We start from the raw sequence: 14,977 nt of genomic DNA, 5'->3' as shown, positions 1-14,977 counted from the left end.
TCGTTTGATGGAGGCGTCAGTGGCGACCGAACAGTTTGAGAAAAGCACTACCACCCGCGGCGGCGCGGGAACGGCGAACGGCCGGGCCTGGCTGATTCTGGCGCTGGTGTGCGCCTGTCAGTTCATGGTGATCCTGGATTCGTCCATCGTGAATGTCGCCCTGCCCTCGGTCCGTGAGGACCTCGGCTTCACCGACACCGGTCTGGCCTGGGTGGTGAACGGCTATCTGCTCACCTTCGCCGGCATCATGCTGCTCGGCGGCCGCGCGGCCGACCTGTTCGGCGCGCGCCGGGTGCTGACCGCCGGTCTGGTCGTGTTCTCCGTGTCGAGCCTCGTCGGCGGCCTCGCGTCCACGTCCGAGATCCTGGTCACGGCGCGCGTCGTGCAGGGTGTCGGCGCCGCGATGATGGCCCCGTCGACGCTGGCGGTCATCAACACGGTCTTCACCGAGCCGGGCGAGCGGGCCAAGGCCTTCGGCGCCTGGGCCTCCTCGGGCGGTGTGGGCGGTCTGGCCGGCGCGATCGTCGGCGGTGCCTTCACGACCGGTCTGTCGTGGCGGTGGGTCTTCCTGATCAACGTGCCGATCGGCGCGCTCCTGATCACCGTGGCGCTCACCCAGCTGTCCGCCGCGCGCTCCACCCGGCGTGAGTCGCTCGACGTCCTGGGCGCCCTCACCGGCACCCTGGGCCTGGCCGCGGTGGTCTTCGGCGTCATGCACATCGCGGACCACGGCTGGGGCTCCGGCCTGGTCGTCGGACCGATCCTGGTCGGCCTGGTCCTGCTCCTCGCCTTCCTGGTGGTCGAGACCAAGGTCGCCAACCCGATGGTGCCGCTGAAGCTGTTCCGGAACCGGGGCATCGCCACCGGCAACGCGATGCTGCTGCTGTTCGGCGGGATCGCCATCGCGATGTGGTACTTCACGGCGCTCTTCCTGCAGAACGTCCTCGGCTTCACCGCGCTCCAGGCCGGCCTCGGCCAGACGCCCGCCGCCGTCGGGTTCATGGTGGTCGCCCACTTCGCCTCGGGCTGGCTGCCCAAGGTCGGCGTCCGCCCGCTGATCCTGGCCGGCAGCGCCTGCTTCGTGGCGGGCTTCCTGTGGCTGTCCGCCGCGGGACCCGGCAGCGGCTACGCGGCGAGCGTGCTCGGCCCCACGCTGCTCATCTCGGTCGGCATCGGTCTGACCTTCCCGACCCTCATGGCCGCGTCGACCGCCGGCGCGCCCGAGGAGTACGCGGGGATCGTCGGCGGTCTCGCCAACACCGGGAGCCAGGTGGGCGGTTCGATCGGTCTCGCGGTGCTCGCGACGGCCGCCGGCGCCAAGGCCGCCGACGCGGTCGAGGGCACCTCGAAGGCGGAGGCCGTGGCCTCCGGCTACGACCTGGTCTTCCTCTGCGCGGCGGGGATCGCCGTGGGCATCGCGCTGGTCAGCCTGCTCGTGCCGAAGAAGGAGAACGCGGCCTGACCACCCGTTCGGGCTCCCTTGCGCGCCCCCTGCCGACGGCTTCCCGCCGCCGGCAGGGGGCGTTTCCGTGTGCGCCCCGATCCACCCGATCCATCCGATCCCGGATATCACGAGAGTGCATTAACCCCCGTGCGACCCGCCTTTCCTGACCCTTTCCCAGATCGCCTGAATACGTGATGCTCCGCGTCTCCCCGTACGACAGCCTGTATTCACGCCCCGACCGGGTATTCACCACGCACTGAATCTGGGAGCGAAATACAATGTCGGACACTTCGATCGACCCCTCGACGAGTTCCATCGAGCCGCTGCGTGAGCTCTTCTACGGGCACTACAGGTTCCAGTACCTGAGCGCCGCCTGCCAGTTCGGCCTCTTCGAGCTGCTGGGGCGCGAGCCCGGCCTCACCCGGAAGGACGTCGCGGAGCGGCTGGGCATCGAGGAGCAGCCGGCCCGCATCCTGCTGCTCGGCTGCACCAGCGCCGGACTGCTGCGCAAGGAGGACGACCGCTACTACAACACGGCGGTCTCCGAGCCGCTCGCCGGCAAGCTGGACGACATCCCGGCCGCGTTCGTGCCGTGGGAGCAGCAGATCAACTACCGGCCGATGTTCTGGTTCTACGAGTCGCTCAAGGAGTACAGCAACATCGGTCTCCAGAAGGAGGTCCCCGGCGACTCCCCGACGCTGTACGGGCGCCTGGCGCTCGACCCGGCGAAGGAGACCGTGTTCCACAACATGATGGGCTCCGTGAGCCGCGTCATGGCCGAGGAGCTGGTGCAGGAGCTGGACCTCTCCGGCTACACCCACCTGCTCGACATCGGCGGCGGCACCGCCGTCAACGCGACGCACCTGGCGCGCCGTTGGCCGCACCTGCGGATCACCATCGCCGACCTGCCCACGGTCGCGGAGCGGGCCAACCGGAAGATCGCCGACCTCGGCCTGGGCGACCGGGTCCGCGCGGTCGGCCTGGACGTCTTCAAGGACGAGTTCCCCAAGGGCTGTGACGCCGTCCTCTTCGGCCACTTCCTGGAGATCTGGTCGGCGGAGCGCAACAAGGAGCTGATCGCCAAGGCGGCCCGCGCCGTCGAGCCCGGCGCCGGCCTGTTCGTGGCCACCCCGCTGGCCCACGACGACGAGACCGGCCCGGACGTGGCGGCCGCGCTGTCCGCGTACTTCCTGACGATCGCGTCGGGCGAGGGCATGGTCTACACGCCCAAGGAGTACGAGGAGTGGGCGGCCGAGTTCGGCTTCGAGGCGAGCGGGCGTCTGCACGTCGGCATCGGCGACATCGTCATCAAGGGCACCAAGCGCTGATCCGTTCGGCACCGGACCGGTCCAGAGCGCCCGCCTCCCTCCGGGGAGGCGGGCGTTCCGCGTTCCCGGGGCTGTCTAGGGTGGACACCAGCACGGCGTACGGCCCCCGCCCCCGACCCCCCGAAGGAGCCGCGATGCGTGTCGCCCTGTTCCTGACCTGTGTGAACGACACGCTCTATCCGGACACCGGCCGGGCGGTGGTGCGGCTGCTGACGCGGCTGGGCGTCGACGTCGACTTCCCCTCCGGGCAGACCTGTTGCGGGCAGGCCCACTACAACACGGGCTACCGGCACGAGGCCGAACCGCTCGCGCGGCGCTTCGCGGAGGTCTTCGGCGGATACGAGGCGATCGTGACGCCCTCGGGGTCCTGCGGGGCGATGGTGCGGGAGCTGTATCCGCGCATGGGCGAGCGGGCCCGGGCGGAGGGGCGCGGCGGCGGACTGGCGGCGGCGCTGGCGCCCGTGGTGCCGAAGACGTACGAGCTGACGGAGTTCCTGGTCGACGTGCTGGGCGTGACGGACGTCGGCGCCTGGTACCCGCACACGGTCACGTACCACCCCACCTGCCACGGGCTGCGCGGTCTGGGGCTCGGCGACCGGCCGCTGCGCCTGCTGCGGGCGGTGAAGGGGCTCGACCTGCGGGAGCTGCCGGGCGCCGAGGAGTGCTGCGGCTTCGGCGGCACCTTCGCCCTGAAGAACCCGGACGTCTCCGCGGCCATGGGCGCGGACAAGGTGCGCAGCGCCGAGTCCACCGGCGCCGAGGTGCTGTGCGCTGCCGACAATTCGTGCCTGATGCACCTCGGCGGGACGATGACCCGGCTGCGGACGGCCCTGCGCCCGGTGCACATCGCGGAGATCCTGGCGAGCACGGAGGAGGAACCCCTGTCATGAGCGGTACGAGCGGGACGGGCCGGGTGAGCGGCGCGAGCGGCACGAACGGCACCTTCGTCGGGATGCCCGCGTTCCCCGACGCGGCGCGCGAGGCCGTCCGCGACGAGCGGCTGCGCGGCAACCTGCGGCACGCCACCCACACGATCCGCGCCAAGCGCGCCGCCGCCGTCGCGGAGGTGTCGGACTGGGCGGAGCTGCGCGAGGCGGGCCGGCGGATCAAGGACCACACCCTGCGCCATCTCGACCACTACCTGCTGCGACTTGAGGAGTCGGTGACGGCGGCGGGCGGCACGGTCCACTGGGCGGCGGACGCGGCGGAGGCCAACCGGATCGTCGTCGGCCTGGTGAAGGCCACCGGCGAGTCGGAGGTCGTCAAGGTCAAGTCGATGGCCACCCAGGAGATCGGCCTCAACGAGGCACTGGAGGCCGAGGGGATCCGCGCGTACGAGACCGATCTCGCCGAGCTGATCGTCCAGTTGGGCCACGACCGGCCCTCGCACATCCTCGTCCCCGCCATCCACCGCAACCGCGGCGAGATCCGGGACGTCTTCCGCTCCGAGATGACCGCATGGGGCCGCCCGGCTCCTGAGGGCCTCACCGACTCCCCCACCGAACTGGCCGAGGCGGCCAGGCTCCATCTGCGGGAGAAGTTCCTGCGGGCCAAGGTGGGCGTCTCCGGCGCCAACTTCATGGTCGCCGAGACGGGCACGCTGGTCGTCGTCGAGTCCGAGGGCAACGGCCGGATGTGCCTGACCCTGCCCGAGACCCTCATCTCGGTCGTCGGCATCGAGAAGACCATCCCCACCTGGCGGGACCTGGAGGTGTTCCTCCAGACCCTGCCGCGCTCCTCGACCGCCGAGCGGATGAACCCGTACACCTCGCTGTGGACCGGCACGGCCGACGACGACGGGCCGCACGCCTTCCACCTGGTCCTGCTCGACAACGGCCGCACCGACACCCTCGCCGACGACGTGGGCCGGCAGGCGCTGCGCTGCATCCGCTGCTCGGCCTGCCTCAACGTCTGCCCGGTGTACGAGCGGGCCGGCGGCCACGCGTACGGCTCGGTCTACCCGGGCCCCATCGGCGCCATCCTCAGCCCCCAGCTGCGCGGGACGGCGAGCGGGATCGACGCCTCCCTCCCCTACGCCTCCTCGCTGTGCGGGGCCTGCTACGAGGTCTGCCCGGTCGCCATCGACATCCCGGAGGTCCTCGTCCACCTGCGCGAACGCGTCGCCCAGGGCGGCCCCGCGACCCGCGCGGGCAACAAGGTCGTGCTGCGTCCGGCGAAGGGGCACGCCGCCGAGCGGGCGGCGATGCGGGCGGCCCGCTGGGCATTCGGCCGACCGGGCGTGCTGCGCACCGGCCAGCGGCTCGCCGCCCGCACCCGACGGCTCCACCCGCGCACCCTGCCGGGCCCCGGCCGGGCCTGGAGCGCGACCCGGGACCTGCCGGAGGTGCCCGCGGAGCCGTTCCGCGACTGGTGGGACCGCACGGACGGCGGACGCGAGGAGACGAGATGAGCAGCAGGGACCGGGTCCTCGGCCGGGTGAGGCGTGCCCTCGCCGGGCTGCCGGCGGACCCCGTACCGTACGAGGAGGCCGTCGCGCGCTCCTATCTGCGGCAGCACGGCGAGCGGAGCCCCGAGCGGACCGTGGATCTGCTCGCGGAGAACCTGGCGGAGTACCGGGCGCTCGTGCACCGCTGCACGGCCGGGGAACTCCCGGCGCTCCTCGCGGGACTGCTGGCGGCGCGGGGCGCGCGGACGGTGCTCGTCCCGCCGGGCCTCGACCCCGGCTGGCTCGCGGCGAGCGACGCCGAGCGGATCCCGGACCGCGCGGAGAGCACGCCCGCCGAACTCGACCGGGTGGACAGCGTGGTCACCGCCTGCGCGCTGGCCGTCGCCGAGACCGGCACCCTGGTCCTCGACGGCTCCGCCGACCAGGGCCGCCGCCGCATCACCCTGATCCCCGACCACCACGTCTGCGTGGTCCGCGCCCCCGCCCAGGTGGTCGCCTCCGTGCCGCTGGCCCTGGAGCGCCTGGACCCGGCCCGCCCGCTGACCTGGATCTCCGGCCCGTCCGCGACCAGCGACATCGAACTGGACCGCGTGGAGGGCGTCCACGGCCCCCGCACCCTGGAGGTCGTCCTGGTGGAGGACCGCTCGTAGCCTCGGGTCCGGTCGCCCGACCCGGTCGGGGGAATGTCGGGGCCGGGCCGTGGCAGGGCGCGGCCGGGGTGGTACGTCGTCGGGCATGCAGCCAGCCGCACCGCCCACGGTCGCCCCGTTCCTCCGCACGGCCGCCGCCTACGCGTGGCGGCTGCTGGTCGTCGGCACGCTCGTGTACTTCCTGTTCGGCCTGCTCGGGCGGTTCCACGAGGTCGGGGTGGCGGTCTTCCTCGGCCTGGTGGTCACCGCGCTGCTGCGCCCGGTCGCCGATCTCGTCGCGCGCCGGCTGCCCCGCCCGCTGGCGGTGACGCTCACCCTGCTCGGCGGCATCGCGCTGGTCCTCGGCGTGCTCGCGCTGGTCGGCGAGGCGGTCGCGGGTGAGCGGACGACGCTGGTACGGGAGTTCCGGGACGGCGTCGGCCGGATCGAGGACTGGCTGCAGCGGCCGCCGTTCCGGCTGAACCCGCAGGCGCTCACCGACGTCCAGTCCAGGATCGGGGAGTTCCTGTCGAGTCACCGCTCGGCGCTGGTCAGCCAGGCGCTGAGCGGGGCGCACCAGGTGGTGGCGGTGCTGACCACGCTGGCCCTCGCGCTGTTCTGCTCGGTGTTCTTCATCCACTCGGGCGACCGGCAGTGGAGCTGGTTCCAGGAGCAGTTGCCGCGCTCCGCGCGCGACCATGTGGGCATCGGCGGGCGGGCCGCCTGGCGCACGTTCACCGGATACACCCATGGGATCGTGCTGGTGGCCGCGACCAACGCGGTGCTGGTCGGCGTCGCGCTGTGGCTGCTCGGCGTACCGCTCGCGGTGCCGCTGGCGCTGCTGGAGTTCCTGGCCGCGTTCATCCCGCTGATCGGTTCGCCGATCGCGCTCGCGGTCGCCGCGGTGGTCGCCCTCGCGTCGAAGGGCCCGTGGGTGGCGGCGATCGTCATCGCCCTGATCGTGGTCATCGGCCAGATCGAGGGCCATCTGCTGCACCCGCTCGTCATGAGCTGGGCCGTACGGCTGCATCCGCTGGTGGTGGCCATCTCGGTGATCGCGGGGTCGATCGCGGCCGGCATCCTCGGGGCGGTGGTGGCGGTGCCGCTGGTGTCGGTGGTGTGGTCGGTGCACACGGCGTTGAGGGATGCGCGGGAGGCTGAGGCGAAAGCGGAGGCGGGGGAGGCGGAGGAGGCGGGCCCCGGTGGTCCGGCCCCCGGCTCAGGTGGCGGGCCCGCCACCTGAGGTGGGCGCCTCCCGGCGGCCCGACGTCGCGATGCTCAGGACGTTCGCGCCGACGACGGCGCCGATGGCGGCCGCCTCGGTCCAGCCCAGGCTCTGCCCGAGCCCGATCCACCCGACCAGGACCGCGAGGACCGGGTTCACGCTCATGAAGAGCCCGAAGGCGGCAGCCGGGACGTGCCGCAGGGTGAAGAGGTCCACCAGGTAGGGCACGGCCGAGGCGAGCACGCCGGCGGCGATGGCGTACCCGAGGGACTCGACCGTCGGCGGGTGGCGCAGGACGACATAGAGGCCGACCGGCAGGAACATGACAGCCGAGAGCAGCGCGGCCGCCGCGCTCCCCTGGGCGCCGGGGACCCGGCTGCCGACGGTGCGGTTCAGCAGGATGTACGAGGCCCAGCACACCGCCCCGAGCAGGCCGGCCCCCATCCCGACGTAGTCCGTGGAGGGCTGCGGGCGCATCAGGACCACGACTCCGGTCGCCGCCACGACCGCGCAGAACGCGTCGACCCGGCGGCGGGTGGCGGCCAGCGCGATGACGAGCGGGCCGAGGAACTCCAGCGTCACGGCGAGCCCGAGGCCCACCCGGTCGATGGCGGTGTACAGGGACAGGTTCATGGTGCCGAAGACGACCGCGAGCAGGACGACCGGCCGCCACTGCCGCCAGGTGAAGCTCCGCAGCGCGGGCCGCCCGACGGCCAGCAGGACGGCGGCTGCGACGTACTGGCGCACCGCGACGACCCCGACGGGCCCCAGGACGGGAAAGGCGAGGGAGCCGGTCGCGGCGCCGATCTGGTTGGACAGACCGCTGCCGAGCATGGCGGCGACGCCCGCCGAGGTGGCGCGCGGCGCGGGGGCGGTTCCGGCGGCAGGAGCAGAGTGCATGAGGTGATCGTCGATGCCCGGCCTCCTTGCGCAAAATGCATGAACGAGTCACATCTATACGATCGAATCATGGATACGAGCGAAGCCCGGGACGACACGGGAGGCGGGCGCGGCCGGGACGGCGGGGGCGTGGAGCTGCGCCAGTTGCGCTGCCTGGTCGCGATCGTCGACGAGGGCACCTTCACGGACGCGGCGCTCGCGCTGGGCGTCTCCCAGGCCGCCGTCTCCCGCACCCTCGCCTCCCTCGAACGGGCCCTCGGCGTCCGCCTGTTGCGCCGCACCTCGCGTTCCGTGACCCCGACGGCGAACGGGATACGCGTGGTGGCGCACGCGCGGCGGGTGCTCGCGGAGGCGGACGAGCTGGTCCGGGAGGCCACCTCCGGGCAGCGCGTCCTGCGGATCGGTTACGCCTGGTCGGCGCTGGGCCGGCACACCCCGGCCTTCCAGCGCCGCTGGGCGGCGGCGCACCCGGAGACCGAGCTGCACATGGTGCGGGTGAACACCGCGACCGCCGGGCTCGCGGAGGGCTCCTGCGACCTCGCCGTGCTGCGCAGGCCGCTGGAGGACCGGCGCTTCGACTCCGCGATCGTGGGCCTTGAACGGCGGCTGTGCGTGATGGCCGCCGACGACCCGCTGGCGCGCCGCCGCTCGGTACGCCTGGCGGACCTCACCGGCCACACGCTGCTGATCGACCGGCGCACCGGCACCACCACGCCCGACCTGTGGCCGCCGGACTCCCGTCCCGCGACGGAGGAGACGTACGACGTGGACGACTGGCTCACCGCGATCTCCACCGGCCGGAGGATCGGCATGAGCGCGGAGGCCACCGCGAGCCAGTACCGCCGTCCTGGCGTGGTGTACCGCCCGGTACGCGACGCCGAGCCGGTCGCGGTACGGCTGGCCTGGTGGCGGGACGACCCACACCCCGCCGCCCCGGCCGTGATCGAGCTGCTCAGCACCCTCTACCGCGAGGCGTGACGCGCGGGCCCCGGTGCCCGGGCCCCGAGGATCAGGGCCGTACCGCCGATGAGGATGCGGGGGCCGGGCGCGGGGCGGTCGCGGTCCGGACGGACGCCGCCCGGCCGATCGCCGCCGGGTCGGTCGGCGTCAGACCGGTCGATGCCGGGCGGGTCACCGCCAGGCAGGTCGCCGCCAGGCCGATCGTCACCGGCCCGGGTGACGACGGTGGCCGTGATCCTCGCCGGGCTGCCCAGCGCGTCGCCCATGTCGACGGCGAGGTCCGTGAGGCCCCGCCCCGCCAGGTGGGCGGCGAGGCAGGCGGTGCTGTTGGCGTTGGCGATGTCCTCCGGGACGCCGATGGAGGGGGCGAACATCCGGGCCGCGAGGGAGCCCGAGGGGGACGGCGGGGAGTGGACGTAGGCCCCGAGGAGTCCGAGCCGGTCGCAGGCGGCGCGGAGCCGGGGGAAGTCCGGTGCCAGCGCGGCGAGTGCGGCCCTGGAGGCCACGGGCACCAGGATCCGTTCCCGGCCGACGCCCGCCACCCGGACGTCCGGGCCCGCCTCGCCGGGCGCCAGGCCGAGGGCGGGCAGGACGAGGCCGAGCTCGGCGGCGGTCGGCGCGCGCAGGTCGACGGGGCCGGGGTCGAACAGGCCGGTGCCCCGGTCCCCCGCCACCCGGGCGCGTCCGGCGAAGGCGCGCCGGGCGGTGCGGAGGGTGGCGCGGTACGGCGCGCCCGGCGCCGCGCGCGAGGCGAGGAGCACGAGCGCGGCGACGGTGCCGTGGCCGCAGGCGGGCAGCTCCCCCTCGGCGGTGAAGAAGCGTAGGTTCACGGTGGGTTCGGGACCGTCGTCGGCGCGCACGCGGACGTACACGGCGTGCGAGGCGCCCCACGCCCCGGGCACCGCGCGGCGCTCCTCGTCGCTCATCGGCGCGCCCGTCTCGACGACGACCGCGGTGGGGCTGCCGCCGGTGCCGTCGCGCGGGCAGGCGCGGACGAGCGTGACGGCGGCCGGGCCCGGGGCCAGCGACGCGGCCGGGGACGTGGCCGGACCCGCGGCCGGTGACACGGCCGGCCCCGCGGCCAGACCCGCGGCCGGTGACGTGGCCTCAGACTGCACGGCCGGACCGCATCCGCGCGATGTCGGCCGCCCCGTACCCGAGTTCCGCGAGGATGCTCTCGGTGTGCTCTCCGACGGCGGGCACGGCGCCCATCCGCGCCTCGACGCCCGCGAGATCGGCCGGGGGCAGCAGCGCGGGCACCAGGGCGCCGCCGGGGAGCGGCACCTCGCGCCAGCGGTCGCGGGCGTCGAGGACGGGGTGGTCGAGGAACGCGGCGATGTCGTTGACCCCGGCGTTGGCGACGCCCGCCTCGTCGAGGAGCCGGCCCGCCGTCGCGCTGTCGAGCTCGGCGAAGCGGGCGGCGACGATCGCGTCGAGCTCGTCGCGGTGGACGACCCGGTCGGAGCCGGTGGCGAACCGGGGGTCGTCGACCAGGCCGGGCCGCCCGAGGAACCGCTCGCACAGGGCGGCCCATTCGCGCTCGTTCTGGACGGAGAACAGGACGTCGTTGCCGTCGGCGGCGGTGAAGGCGCCGTACGGGGCGATGGTGGCGTGCCGGGTGCCGACGCGCGGCGGCTGGGTGCCGCCGAAGCGCGTGTAGTAGGCGGGCTGGCCCATCCACTCGGCGAGCGCCTCGAAGAGCGAGACCTCGACGGCGCGGGCCACACCCGTGGTGGCGCGGGTGAACAGGGCGGTGAGGATGCCGCTGTACGCGTACATCCCGGCGGCGATGTCGGCGACCGACACCCCCGCGCGGGCGGCCCCGTGCTCGTTGCCGGTCAGCGACACCAGGCCGGTCTGGCACTGGACGAGCAGGTCGTACGCCTTGCGGTCGGCCCAGGGGCCGCTGGTCCCGTACCCGGAGACGGTGCAGGCGATCAGCGAGGGGAAGCGCTCCGCGAGCGCGTCCGCGCCGAGTCCCATGCGGGCGGCGGCGCCCGGCGCCAGGTTCTGAACGAACACGTCGGCCCCGCCGAGGAGTCGCTCCAGGACCTCGCGGCCCGCCTCGGTCTTCAGGTCGAGGGTGAGGGACTCCTTCGACCGGTTGAGCCACACGAAGTAGCTGGACTCGCCGTGCACGGTCGTGTCGTACCGGCGGGCGAAGTCCCCCTCGCCGGGGCGCTCCACCTTGATCACCCGGGCGCCGAGGTCGGCGAGCTGCCGGGTGGCGAAGGGCGCGGCCACGGCCTGTTCGAGGCTGACGACGGTGATGCCGGCGAGCGGGAGCCCGTCGGGGCGTGCGGTCATGGAGTGACCTCCTGAGGGGTACGGTCCTGGCGCAGCCATGACATTACGCCGAGGGCTTCGGCGCCTCCGCCGGGTAGGCGCTCCCGGAGGCGTCGCAGCGCAGGTCCCAGGTGCCGGGGGCGTCCGGCTCGTGGACCCGGACCAGGACCTTGGTCTGGTCGAGGTCGACGGCCTTGGCGGCGGTGCAGGCGAGCTGGCTCACCGCGGCCTGCTCCAGGCGTTCGACCGGGACCGGGAGATGGAGGTCGACGCGGTCGGGGGCCGAGGGGGCGGCGGTCACCTCGCCCTTCATCGGCGGGACCAGGGTGACCAGGCCCCGCTCGCGTTCGGCGGCGGTGGGGCCTTCCAGGAGCAGGTCGACGGCCTCCTGGGGGCCGACCGGCGCGCTCGCGACGCGGGCGGCGTAGCGCAGCCCGTAGGGGCCGACGAACAGCAGCCGGGCGTCGTGGGTCTGCGCCCCGGGCCGGTTGGCCCCGACGGCGGGCGCTCCCGCCCCTCGCGGTCCGGTCGACTCGATCCCGCAGCCCGCGAGCAGCAGCGCGGCGAGGGCGGCGAGCCCGGTGCGGAGCGTGCGGCGGGCGCTCATGCCGGCTCCTCCGCGCGCAGGGGCAGGCTGACGGTGAAGACCGCGCCGCCGCCGGGGGCGTTGGCGGCGGTGAGGGTGCCGCCGTGCAGCCGTACGTTCTCGCGGGCGATGGCGAGCCCGAGGCCGCTGCCGTCGGAGCGGGTACGGGCGGAGTCCGCCTTGTAGAAGCGGTCGAAGACCTGGGGCAGGACCTCCTCCGGGATGCCCGGGCCGTGGTCGGAGACCTCGATGACGAGCCGTTCCCCGTCGGCGGCCGGGCGCCCCCGGACGAGCACGGGGGCGCCACCGTGCCGCAGGGCGTTGCCGACCAGGTTGGCGAGGACCACGTCCAGGCGCCGGGGGTCGAGCAGGGCCCGCAGCCCCTCGGGCACGTCGACGGTGACCTGCCCGGACGTCCAGCCGCGCAGCTGGACGGTCTTGCGGACGGCCTCGGCGACGTCGACCTCGTCGGGGTGGAGGGCCGCGGCGCCCGCGTCGAAGCGCGAGATCTCCATCAGGTCCTCGACCATCCGGGCCAGTTTGCGGGTCTCTTCGCTGATGAGCAGGACCGCCTCCGCGGTGTCGGGGTCGAGCCGCCCGGAGGCGGCGTCCTCGTCGAGGACCTCGGTGACCGCGCTCATCGCGGCGAGTGGGGTGCGCAGTTCATGGGAGACGTCGGCGGCGAAGCGGCGGGCACCGGCCTCCAGGCGGCGCAGCTCGGCGTCGTCGCGTTCCAGGGTGGCGGCCATGGTGTTGAACGTGCGCCCCAGGTCGGCCAGTTCGTCGCCGCCGGTGGCGTCGAGGCGGGTGTCGAGGGCGCCGTGGGCGATCCGCTCGGCGGCCCCGCGCAGTTGGCGCACCGGCCGCAGGACGCGGCGGGCGGCGAGCAGGGCCGGGACGACGGCGAGCACGAGCGCGGGGACGGCGCCCGCCTGCGCGGCGGTGACCAGCGCGGCGATGTCCGCCTTCTGCTCGTCGAGGGCGAAGGAGGTGTACACGGTGAGCCCGGAGGACCCGCCGGAGGCGAACAAGACGGGCATCCCCACGGCGAGCCATGGCTCGCCGTACCGCTCGAACCGCTGGTACACGGCCTCCCCGCCCGTGTCGACGGCCGCCCGCAGGCCGGGAGGCAGTTCCGGGGTGCCGGGCCCGCCCGCCACCGGCCGGCCGTCCCGGTAGGCGGCCTGGGCGTGCCAGCCGCGCGAGGCGCCCGCCCGGTCGAGCTGGAGCACGACGTTGCGCAGGTCCTCGGTGGTGGGCGGGACCGGCACGTCGGGGGCGAGCGACTCGGCCTGGGCCCGCAGGTCGCGTACGGCGGTCTCCTGGGCCTGGTCGAGGATGGCGGCGCGGGCCTGACGGAAGGTGAGCGCGGCGGTGACCAGGGCACTGAGCGCGGACACCAGGAGGAAGGCGATGACCAGGCGGGACCGCAGTCCGGGCCGGTGCCGGGGCCGCCTGCCGGGCCGCGCGGGGCGGTCGGGGCCCGTGGGGCCGTCGGGGCGGGCCGGGCTCACAGCGGGCCGAACCGGTAGCCGAAGCCGCGCACGGTCTGCACGTACACCGGCCTGCGCGGGTCGTCCTCGACCTTGCCGCGCAGCCGCATCACGCACGCGTCGACGAGCCGGGCGTCACCGTAGAAGCTGTGCTCCCAGACCTGTTCGAGGAGCTGCTGGCGGCTGAAGACCTGGCCGGGCGTGGCGCTGAGGAAGAGCAGCAGCTTCAGCTCGGAGGGGGCGAGGACCAGCTCGGTGCCGTTCTTGGCGACCAGGAGCGCGGCCCGGTCGACGGTCAGCGCGCCATGGATCTCCGGGCCGCCGCCGCCCGTGCCCGCGCCGGACGGTCCTTCGGGCTCCCCGGGCGGTGTCTGCGGGACGACCCGGCGGAGCACGGCGCGCATCCGCGCCTCCAGGACCTCGCCGCTGGCCGGTTTGACGATGTAGTCGTCGGCCCCCGCCTCCAGGCCGACGACCATGTCGATGTCGTCGCCGCGCGCCGAGAGGATGATGATCGGGATCTGCCGGCTCTCCCTGATCCGCCGGCACACCTCAAGGCCACTCATCCCGGGCAGCATCAGGTCGAGCAGGACGAGGTCCGGCTGCGAGCGTTCCAGGGCGAGCAGCCCGGTCTCGCCGCTGGCCGCCGTCTCGATCTCGTGGCCGCGCCGGCGCAGCGCCAGGGTGACCCCTTTCCGTACGGCCGGGTCGTCCTCGATCAGCAGAACTCGTGTCATGGGTGCTGGTGACTCCGCTTTCCTCTCCGCGACCGTTCCGGGGCCATCGTGCACCGGATGCCGCCGGATTTCTTGAACAGTGTGCTCGACGCGGATGACGAGCGTTTTCGCGTCGTGTGATGAAACGATGACGGCCGCCGTTCCGGGCTTTCCGGCGTGTTTGCGTCGAAGGCATGAACGAGAACGACACGGAACACCCGAAGCGGAACCGGACCCAGGGAAGGCTGATCGCCGGGGCGGCCCTCTGCGGCCTGGCCCTGGCGGCGGTCGCGCTGCTGCCGGTGACGGACGGCGGCCCGGCGGAGGCGGCGGACGCGACGCCCGGCGACGCGGCGGCCGCACCGGGGCTGCCCGCCCCCACGGTGGACATGGCCATCGTCCGCGCCTCCGAGGACGAGGGGAAGACGGTCAACCTCACCCTCGACGACGGCCCCGACCCGCGCTGGACCCCCAAGGCCCTGGAACTCCTGGAGAAGTACCAGGCCAAGGCCGTCTTCTGCATGACGGGACCCAACGCCGCCGCCCACCCCGACCTGGTGAAGAAGGTCGTCGCCGCCGGGCACCGCCTCTGCGACCACTCGATCAGCCATGACACGGCGATGGACAAGAAGCCGGTCGACTACCAGCGCAAGGAGATCCTCGACGCCAAGGCGATGATCGACGCCGCGTCGGGCGGCGAACGGATCTGGTACTACCGCGCCCCGGGCGGCGCCTTCACCCCGGAGAGCCGCCGGATCGCCGCCTCCGAGGGCATGCGGAACCTCGGCTGGAACGTCGATCCCAGCGATTACGAGCAGCCCGGCACCGAGCGGATCGTACGGGCCGTCAAGAACCAACTGGCGAAAGGCCCGACGGTGCTGATGCACGACGGCGGCGGAAATCGCCGGCAGACCATGGAGGCGCTGGAGCAGTTGCTGCCGTGGTTCACGGAAGAGGGGTATTCCTTCAGTTTTCCCCAGGCCGGCTGACCCTTTCTCCCCCT

At 73.9% G+C, this 14,977-nt stretch carries 14 protein-coding genes; 8 read left to right on the top strand and 6 right to left on the bottom strand.

The features are described from left to right. Positions 1-19 precede the first annotated feature (19 nt). The 6 genes from ABTZ54_RS23990 to ABTZ54_RS23965 all read left to right on the top strand — a co-directional run bounded on the left by ABTZ54_RS23990 (position 20) and on the right by ABTZ54_RS23965 (position 7,051). Complete coding sequence (locus tag ABTZ54_RS23990; protein ID WP_351666634.1) at positions 20-1,462, top strand: MFS transporter; 1,443 nt, start codon at positions 20-22, stop codon at positions 1,460-1,462. A 260-nt stretch (positions 1,463-1,722) separates the two neighbouring features. Further along, the gene (locus ABTZ54_RS23985; protein WP_351666632.1) at positions 1,723-2,772 is read left to right on the top strand and encodes a methyltransferase; all 1,050 of its coding nucleotides are present in this window, start codon (positions 1,723-1,725) and stop codon (positions 2,770-2,772) included. A gap of 134 nt (positions 2,773-2,906) precedes the next feature. Beyond that, on the top strand, positions 2,907-3,662 hold the full coding sequence (locus ABTZ54_RS23980) for a (Fe-S)-binding protein (RefSeq protein WP_351666630.1): 756 nt from the start codon (positions 2,907-2,909) through the stop codon (positions 3,660-3,662). A 62-nt stretch (positions 3,663-3,724) separates the two neighbouring features. Further along, the gene (locus ABTZ54_RS23975; RefSeq protein WP_502997305.1) at positions 3,725-5,182 is read left to right on the top strand and encodes a lactate utilization protein B; all 1,458 of its coding nucleotides are present in this window, start codon (positions 3,725-3,727) and stop codon (positions 5,180-5,182) included. After that, positions 5,179-5,829, top strand: coding sequence for a LutC/YkgG family protein (locus tag ABTZ54_RS23970; RefSeq protein ID WP_351666626.1), 651 nt, complete (start codon positions 5,179-5,181; stop codon positions 5,827-5,829). Before ABTZ54_RS23975 ends, ABTZ54_RS23970 begins: the two co-directional genes overlap by 4 nt. A gap of 85 nt (positions 5,830-5,914) precedes the next feature. Beyond that, positions 5,915-7,051, top strand: a complete 1,137-nt coding sequence (locus tag ABTZ54_RS23965; protein ID WP_351666624.1) for an AI-2E family transporter — start codon at positions 5,915-5,917, stop codon at positions 7,049-7,051. Here ABTZ54_RS23965 and ABTZ54_RS23960 read toward each other — a convergent pair. Further along, positions 7,028-7,933: an EamA family transporter gene (locus tag ABTZ54_RS23960; RefSeq protein WP_351666622.1), complete on the bottom strand. Its 906-nt coding sequence runs from the start codon at positions 7,931-7,933 to the stop codon at positions 7,028-7,030. The genes ABTZ54_RS23965 and ABTZ54_RS23960 overlap by 24 nt on opposite strands. 69 nt (positions 7,934-8,002) lie before the next feature. Here ABTZ54_RS23960 and ABTZ54_RS23955 point away from each other — a divergent pair, with 69 nt between their 5' ends. Then, positions 8,003-8,911 (top strand): LysR family transcriptional regulator, encoded by a 909-nt coding sequence (locus ABTZ54_RS23955; protein ID WP_351666620.1) that lies wholly within the window; start codon positions 8,003-8,005, stop codon positions 8,909-8,911. Here ABTZ54_RS23955 and ABTZ54_RS23950 read toward each other — a convergent pair. Genes ABTZ54_RS23950 through ABTZ54_RS23930 form a run of 5 tightly spaced genes read right to left on the bottom strand, consistent with a single transcriptional unit; the run spans position 8,896 to position 13,995 of the window. Beyond that, positions 8,896-9,960 (bottom strand): PhzF family phenazine biosynthesis protein, encoded by a 1,065-nt coding sequence (locus tag ABTZ54_RS23950; protein ID WP_351666618.1) that lies wholly within the window; start codon positions 9,958-9,960, stop codon positions 8,896-8,898. The genes ABTZ54_RS23955 and ABTZ54_RS23950 overlap by 16 nt on opposite strands. A 40-nt stretch (positions 9,961-10,000) precedes the next feature. Beyond that, positions 10,001-11,200 (bottom strand): CaiB/BaiF CoA transferase family protein, encoded by a 1,200-nt coding sequence (locus ABTZ54_RS23945; protein ID WP_351666616.1) that lies wholly within the window; start codon positions 11,198-11,200, stop codon positions 10,001-10,003. 43 nt (positions 11,201-11,243) lie between these two features. Next, positions 11,244-11,786: a hypothetical protein gene (locus tag ABTZ54_RS23940; RefSeq protein WP_351666614.1), complete on the bottom strand. Its 543-nt coding sequence runs from the start codon at positions 11,784-11,786 to the stop codon at positions 11,244-11,246. After that, positions 11,783-13,279, bottom strand: a complete 1,497-nt coding sequence (locus ABTZ54_RS23935) for an ATP-binding protein (RefSeq protein ID WP_502997301.1) — start codon at positions 13,277-13,279, stop codon at positions 11,783-11,785. The genes ABTZ54_RS23940 and ABTZ54_RS23935 overlap by 4 nt, the downstream gene beginning before the upstream one ends. Further along, a complete protein-coding gene (locus ABTZ54_RS23930; RefSeq protein ID WP_351666612.1) occupies positions 13,276-13,995 on the bottom strand; it encodes a response regulator in 720 nt (239 codons plus the stop codon). The genes ABTZ54_RS23935 and ABTZ54_RS23930 overlap by 4 nt, the downstream gene beginning before the upstream one ends. A gap of 173 nt (positions 13,996-14,168) precedes the next feature. Here ABTZ54_RS23930 and ABTZ54_RS23925 point away from each other — a divergent pair, with 173 nt between their 5' ends. Further along, complete coding sequence (locus ABTZ54_RS23925; protein WP_351666610.1) at positions 14,169-14,963, top strand: polysaccharide deacetylase family protein; 795 nt, start codon at positions 14,169-14,171, stop codon at positions 14,961-14,963. Positions 14,964-14,977: the final 14 nt, after the last annotated feature.

The organism is Streptomyces sp. NPDC094032, from assembly GCF_040303965.1.
Classification (GTDB): Bacteria; Actinomycetota; Actinomycetes; order Streptomycetales; family Streptomycetaceae; genus Streptomyces.
Note: the sequence above shows the minus strand (reverse complement) of the source record. Positions and strands in the feature narration are given on the sequence as shown.

Coding starts and splice junctions, on each gene's coding strand:
- ABTZ54_RS23985 (WP_351666632.1), top strand. CDS start 1,723: ATGTCGGACACTTCGATCGACCCCTCGACGAGTTCCATCGAGCCGCTG.
- ABTZ54_RS23980 (WP_351666630.1), top strand. CDS start 2,907: ATGCGTGTCGCCCTGTTCCTGACCTGTGTGAACGACACGCTCTATCCG.
- ABTZ54_RS23975 (WP_502997305.1), top strand. CDS start 3,725: ATGCCCGCGTTCCCCGACGCGGCGCGCGAGGCCGTCCGCGACGAGCGG.
- ABTZ54_RS23970 (WP_351666626.1), top strand. CDS start 5,179: ATGAGCAGCAGGGACCGGGTCCTCGGCCGGGTGAGGCGTGCCCTCGCC.
- ABTZ54_RS23965 (WP_351666624.1), top strand. CDS start 5,915: ATGCAGCCAGCCGCACCGCCCACGGTCGCCCCGTTCCTCCGCACGGCC.
- ABTZ54_RS23960 (WP_351666622.1), bottom strand. CDS start 7,933: ATGCACTCTGCTCCTGCCGCCGGAACCGCCCCCGCGCCGCGCGCCACC.
- ABTZ54_RS23955 (WP_351666620.1), top strand. CDS start 8,003: ATGGATACGAGCGAAGCCCGGGACGACACGGGAGGCGGGCGCGGCCGG.
- ABTZ54_RS23945 (WP_351666616.1), bottom strand. CDS start 11,200: ATGACCGCACGCCCCGACGGGCTCCCGCTCGCCGGCATCACCGTCGTC.
- ABTZ54_RS23940 (WP_351666614.1), bottom strand. CDS start 11,786: ATGAGCGCCCGCCGCACGCTCCGCACCGGGCTCGCCGCCCTCGCCGCG.
- ABTZ54_RS23930 (WP_351666612.1), bottom strand. CDS start 13,995: ATGACACGAGTTCTGCTGATCGAGGACGACCCGGCCGTACGGAAAGGG.
- ABTZ54_RS23925 (WP_351666610.1), top strand. CDS start 14,169: ATGAACGAGAACGACACGGAACACCCGAAGCGGAACCGGACCCAGGGA.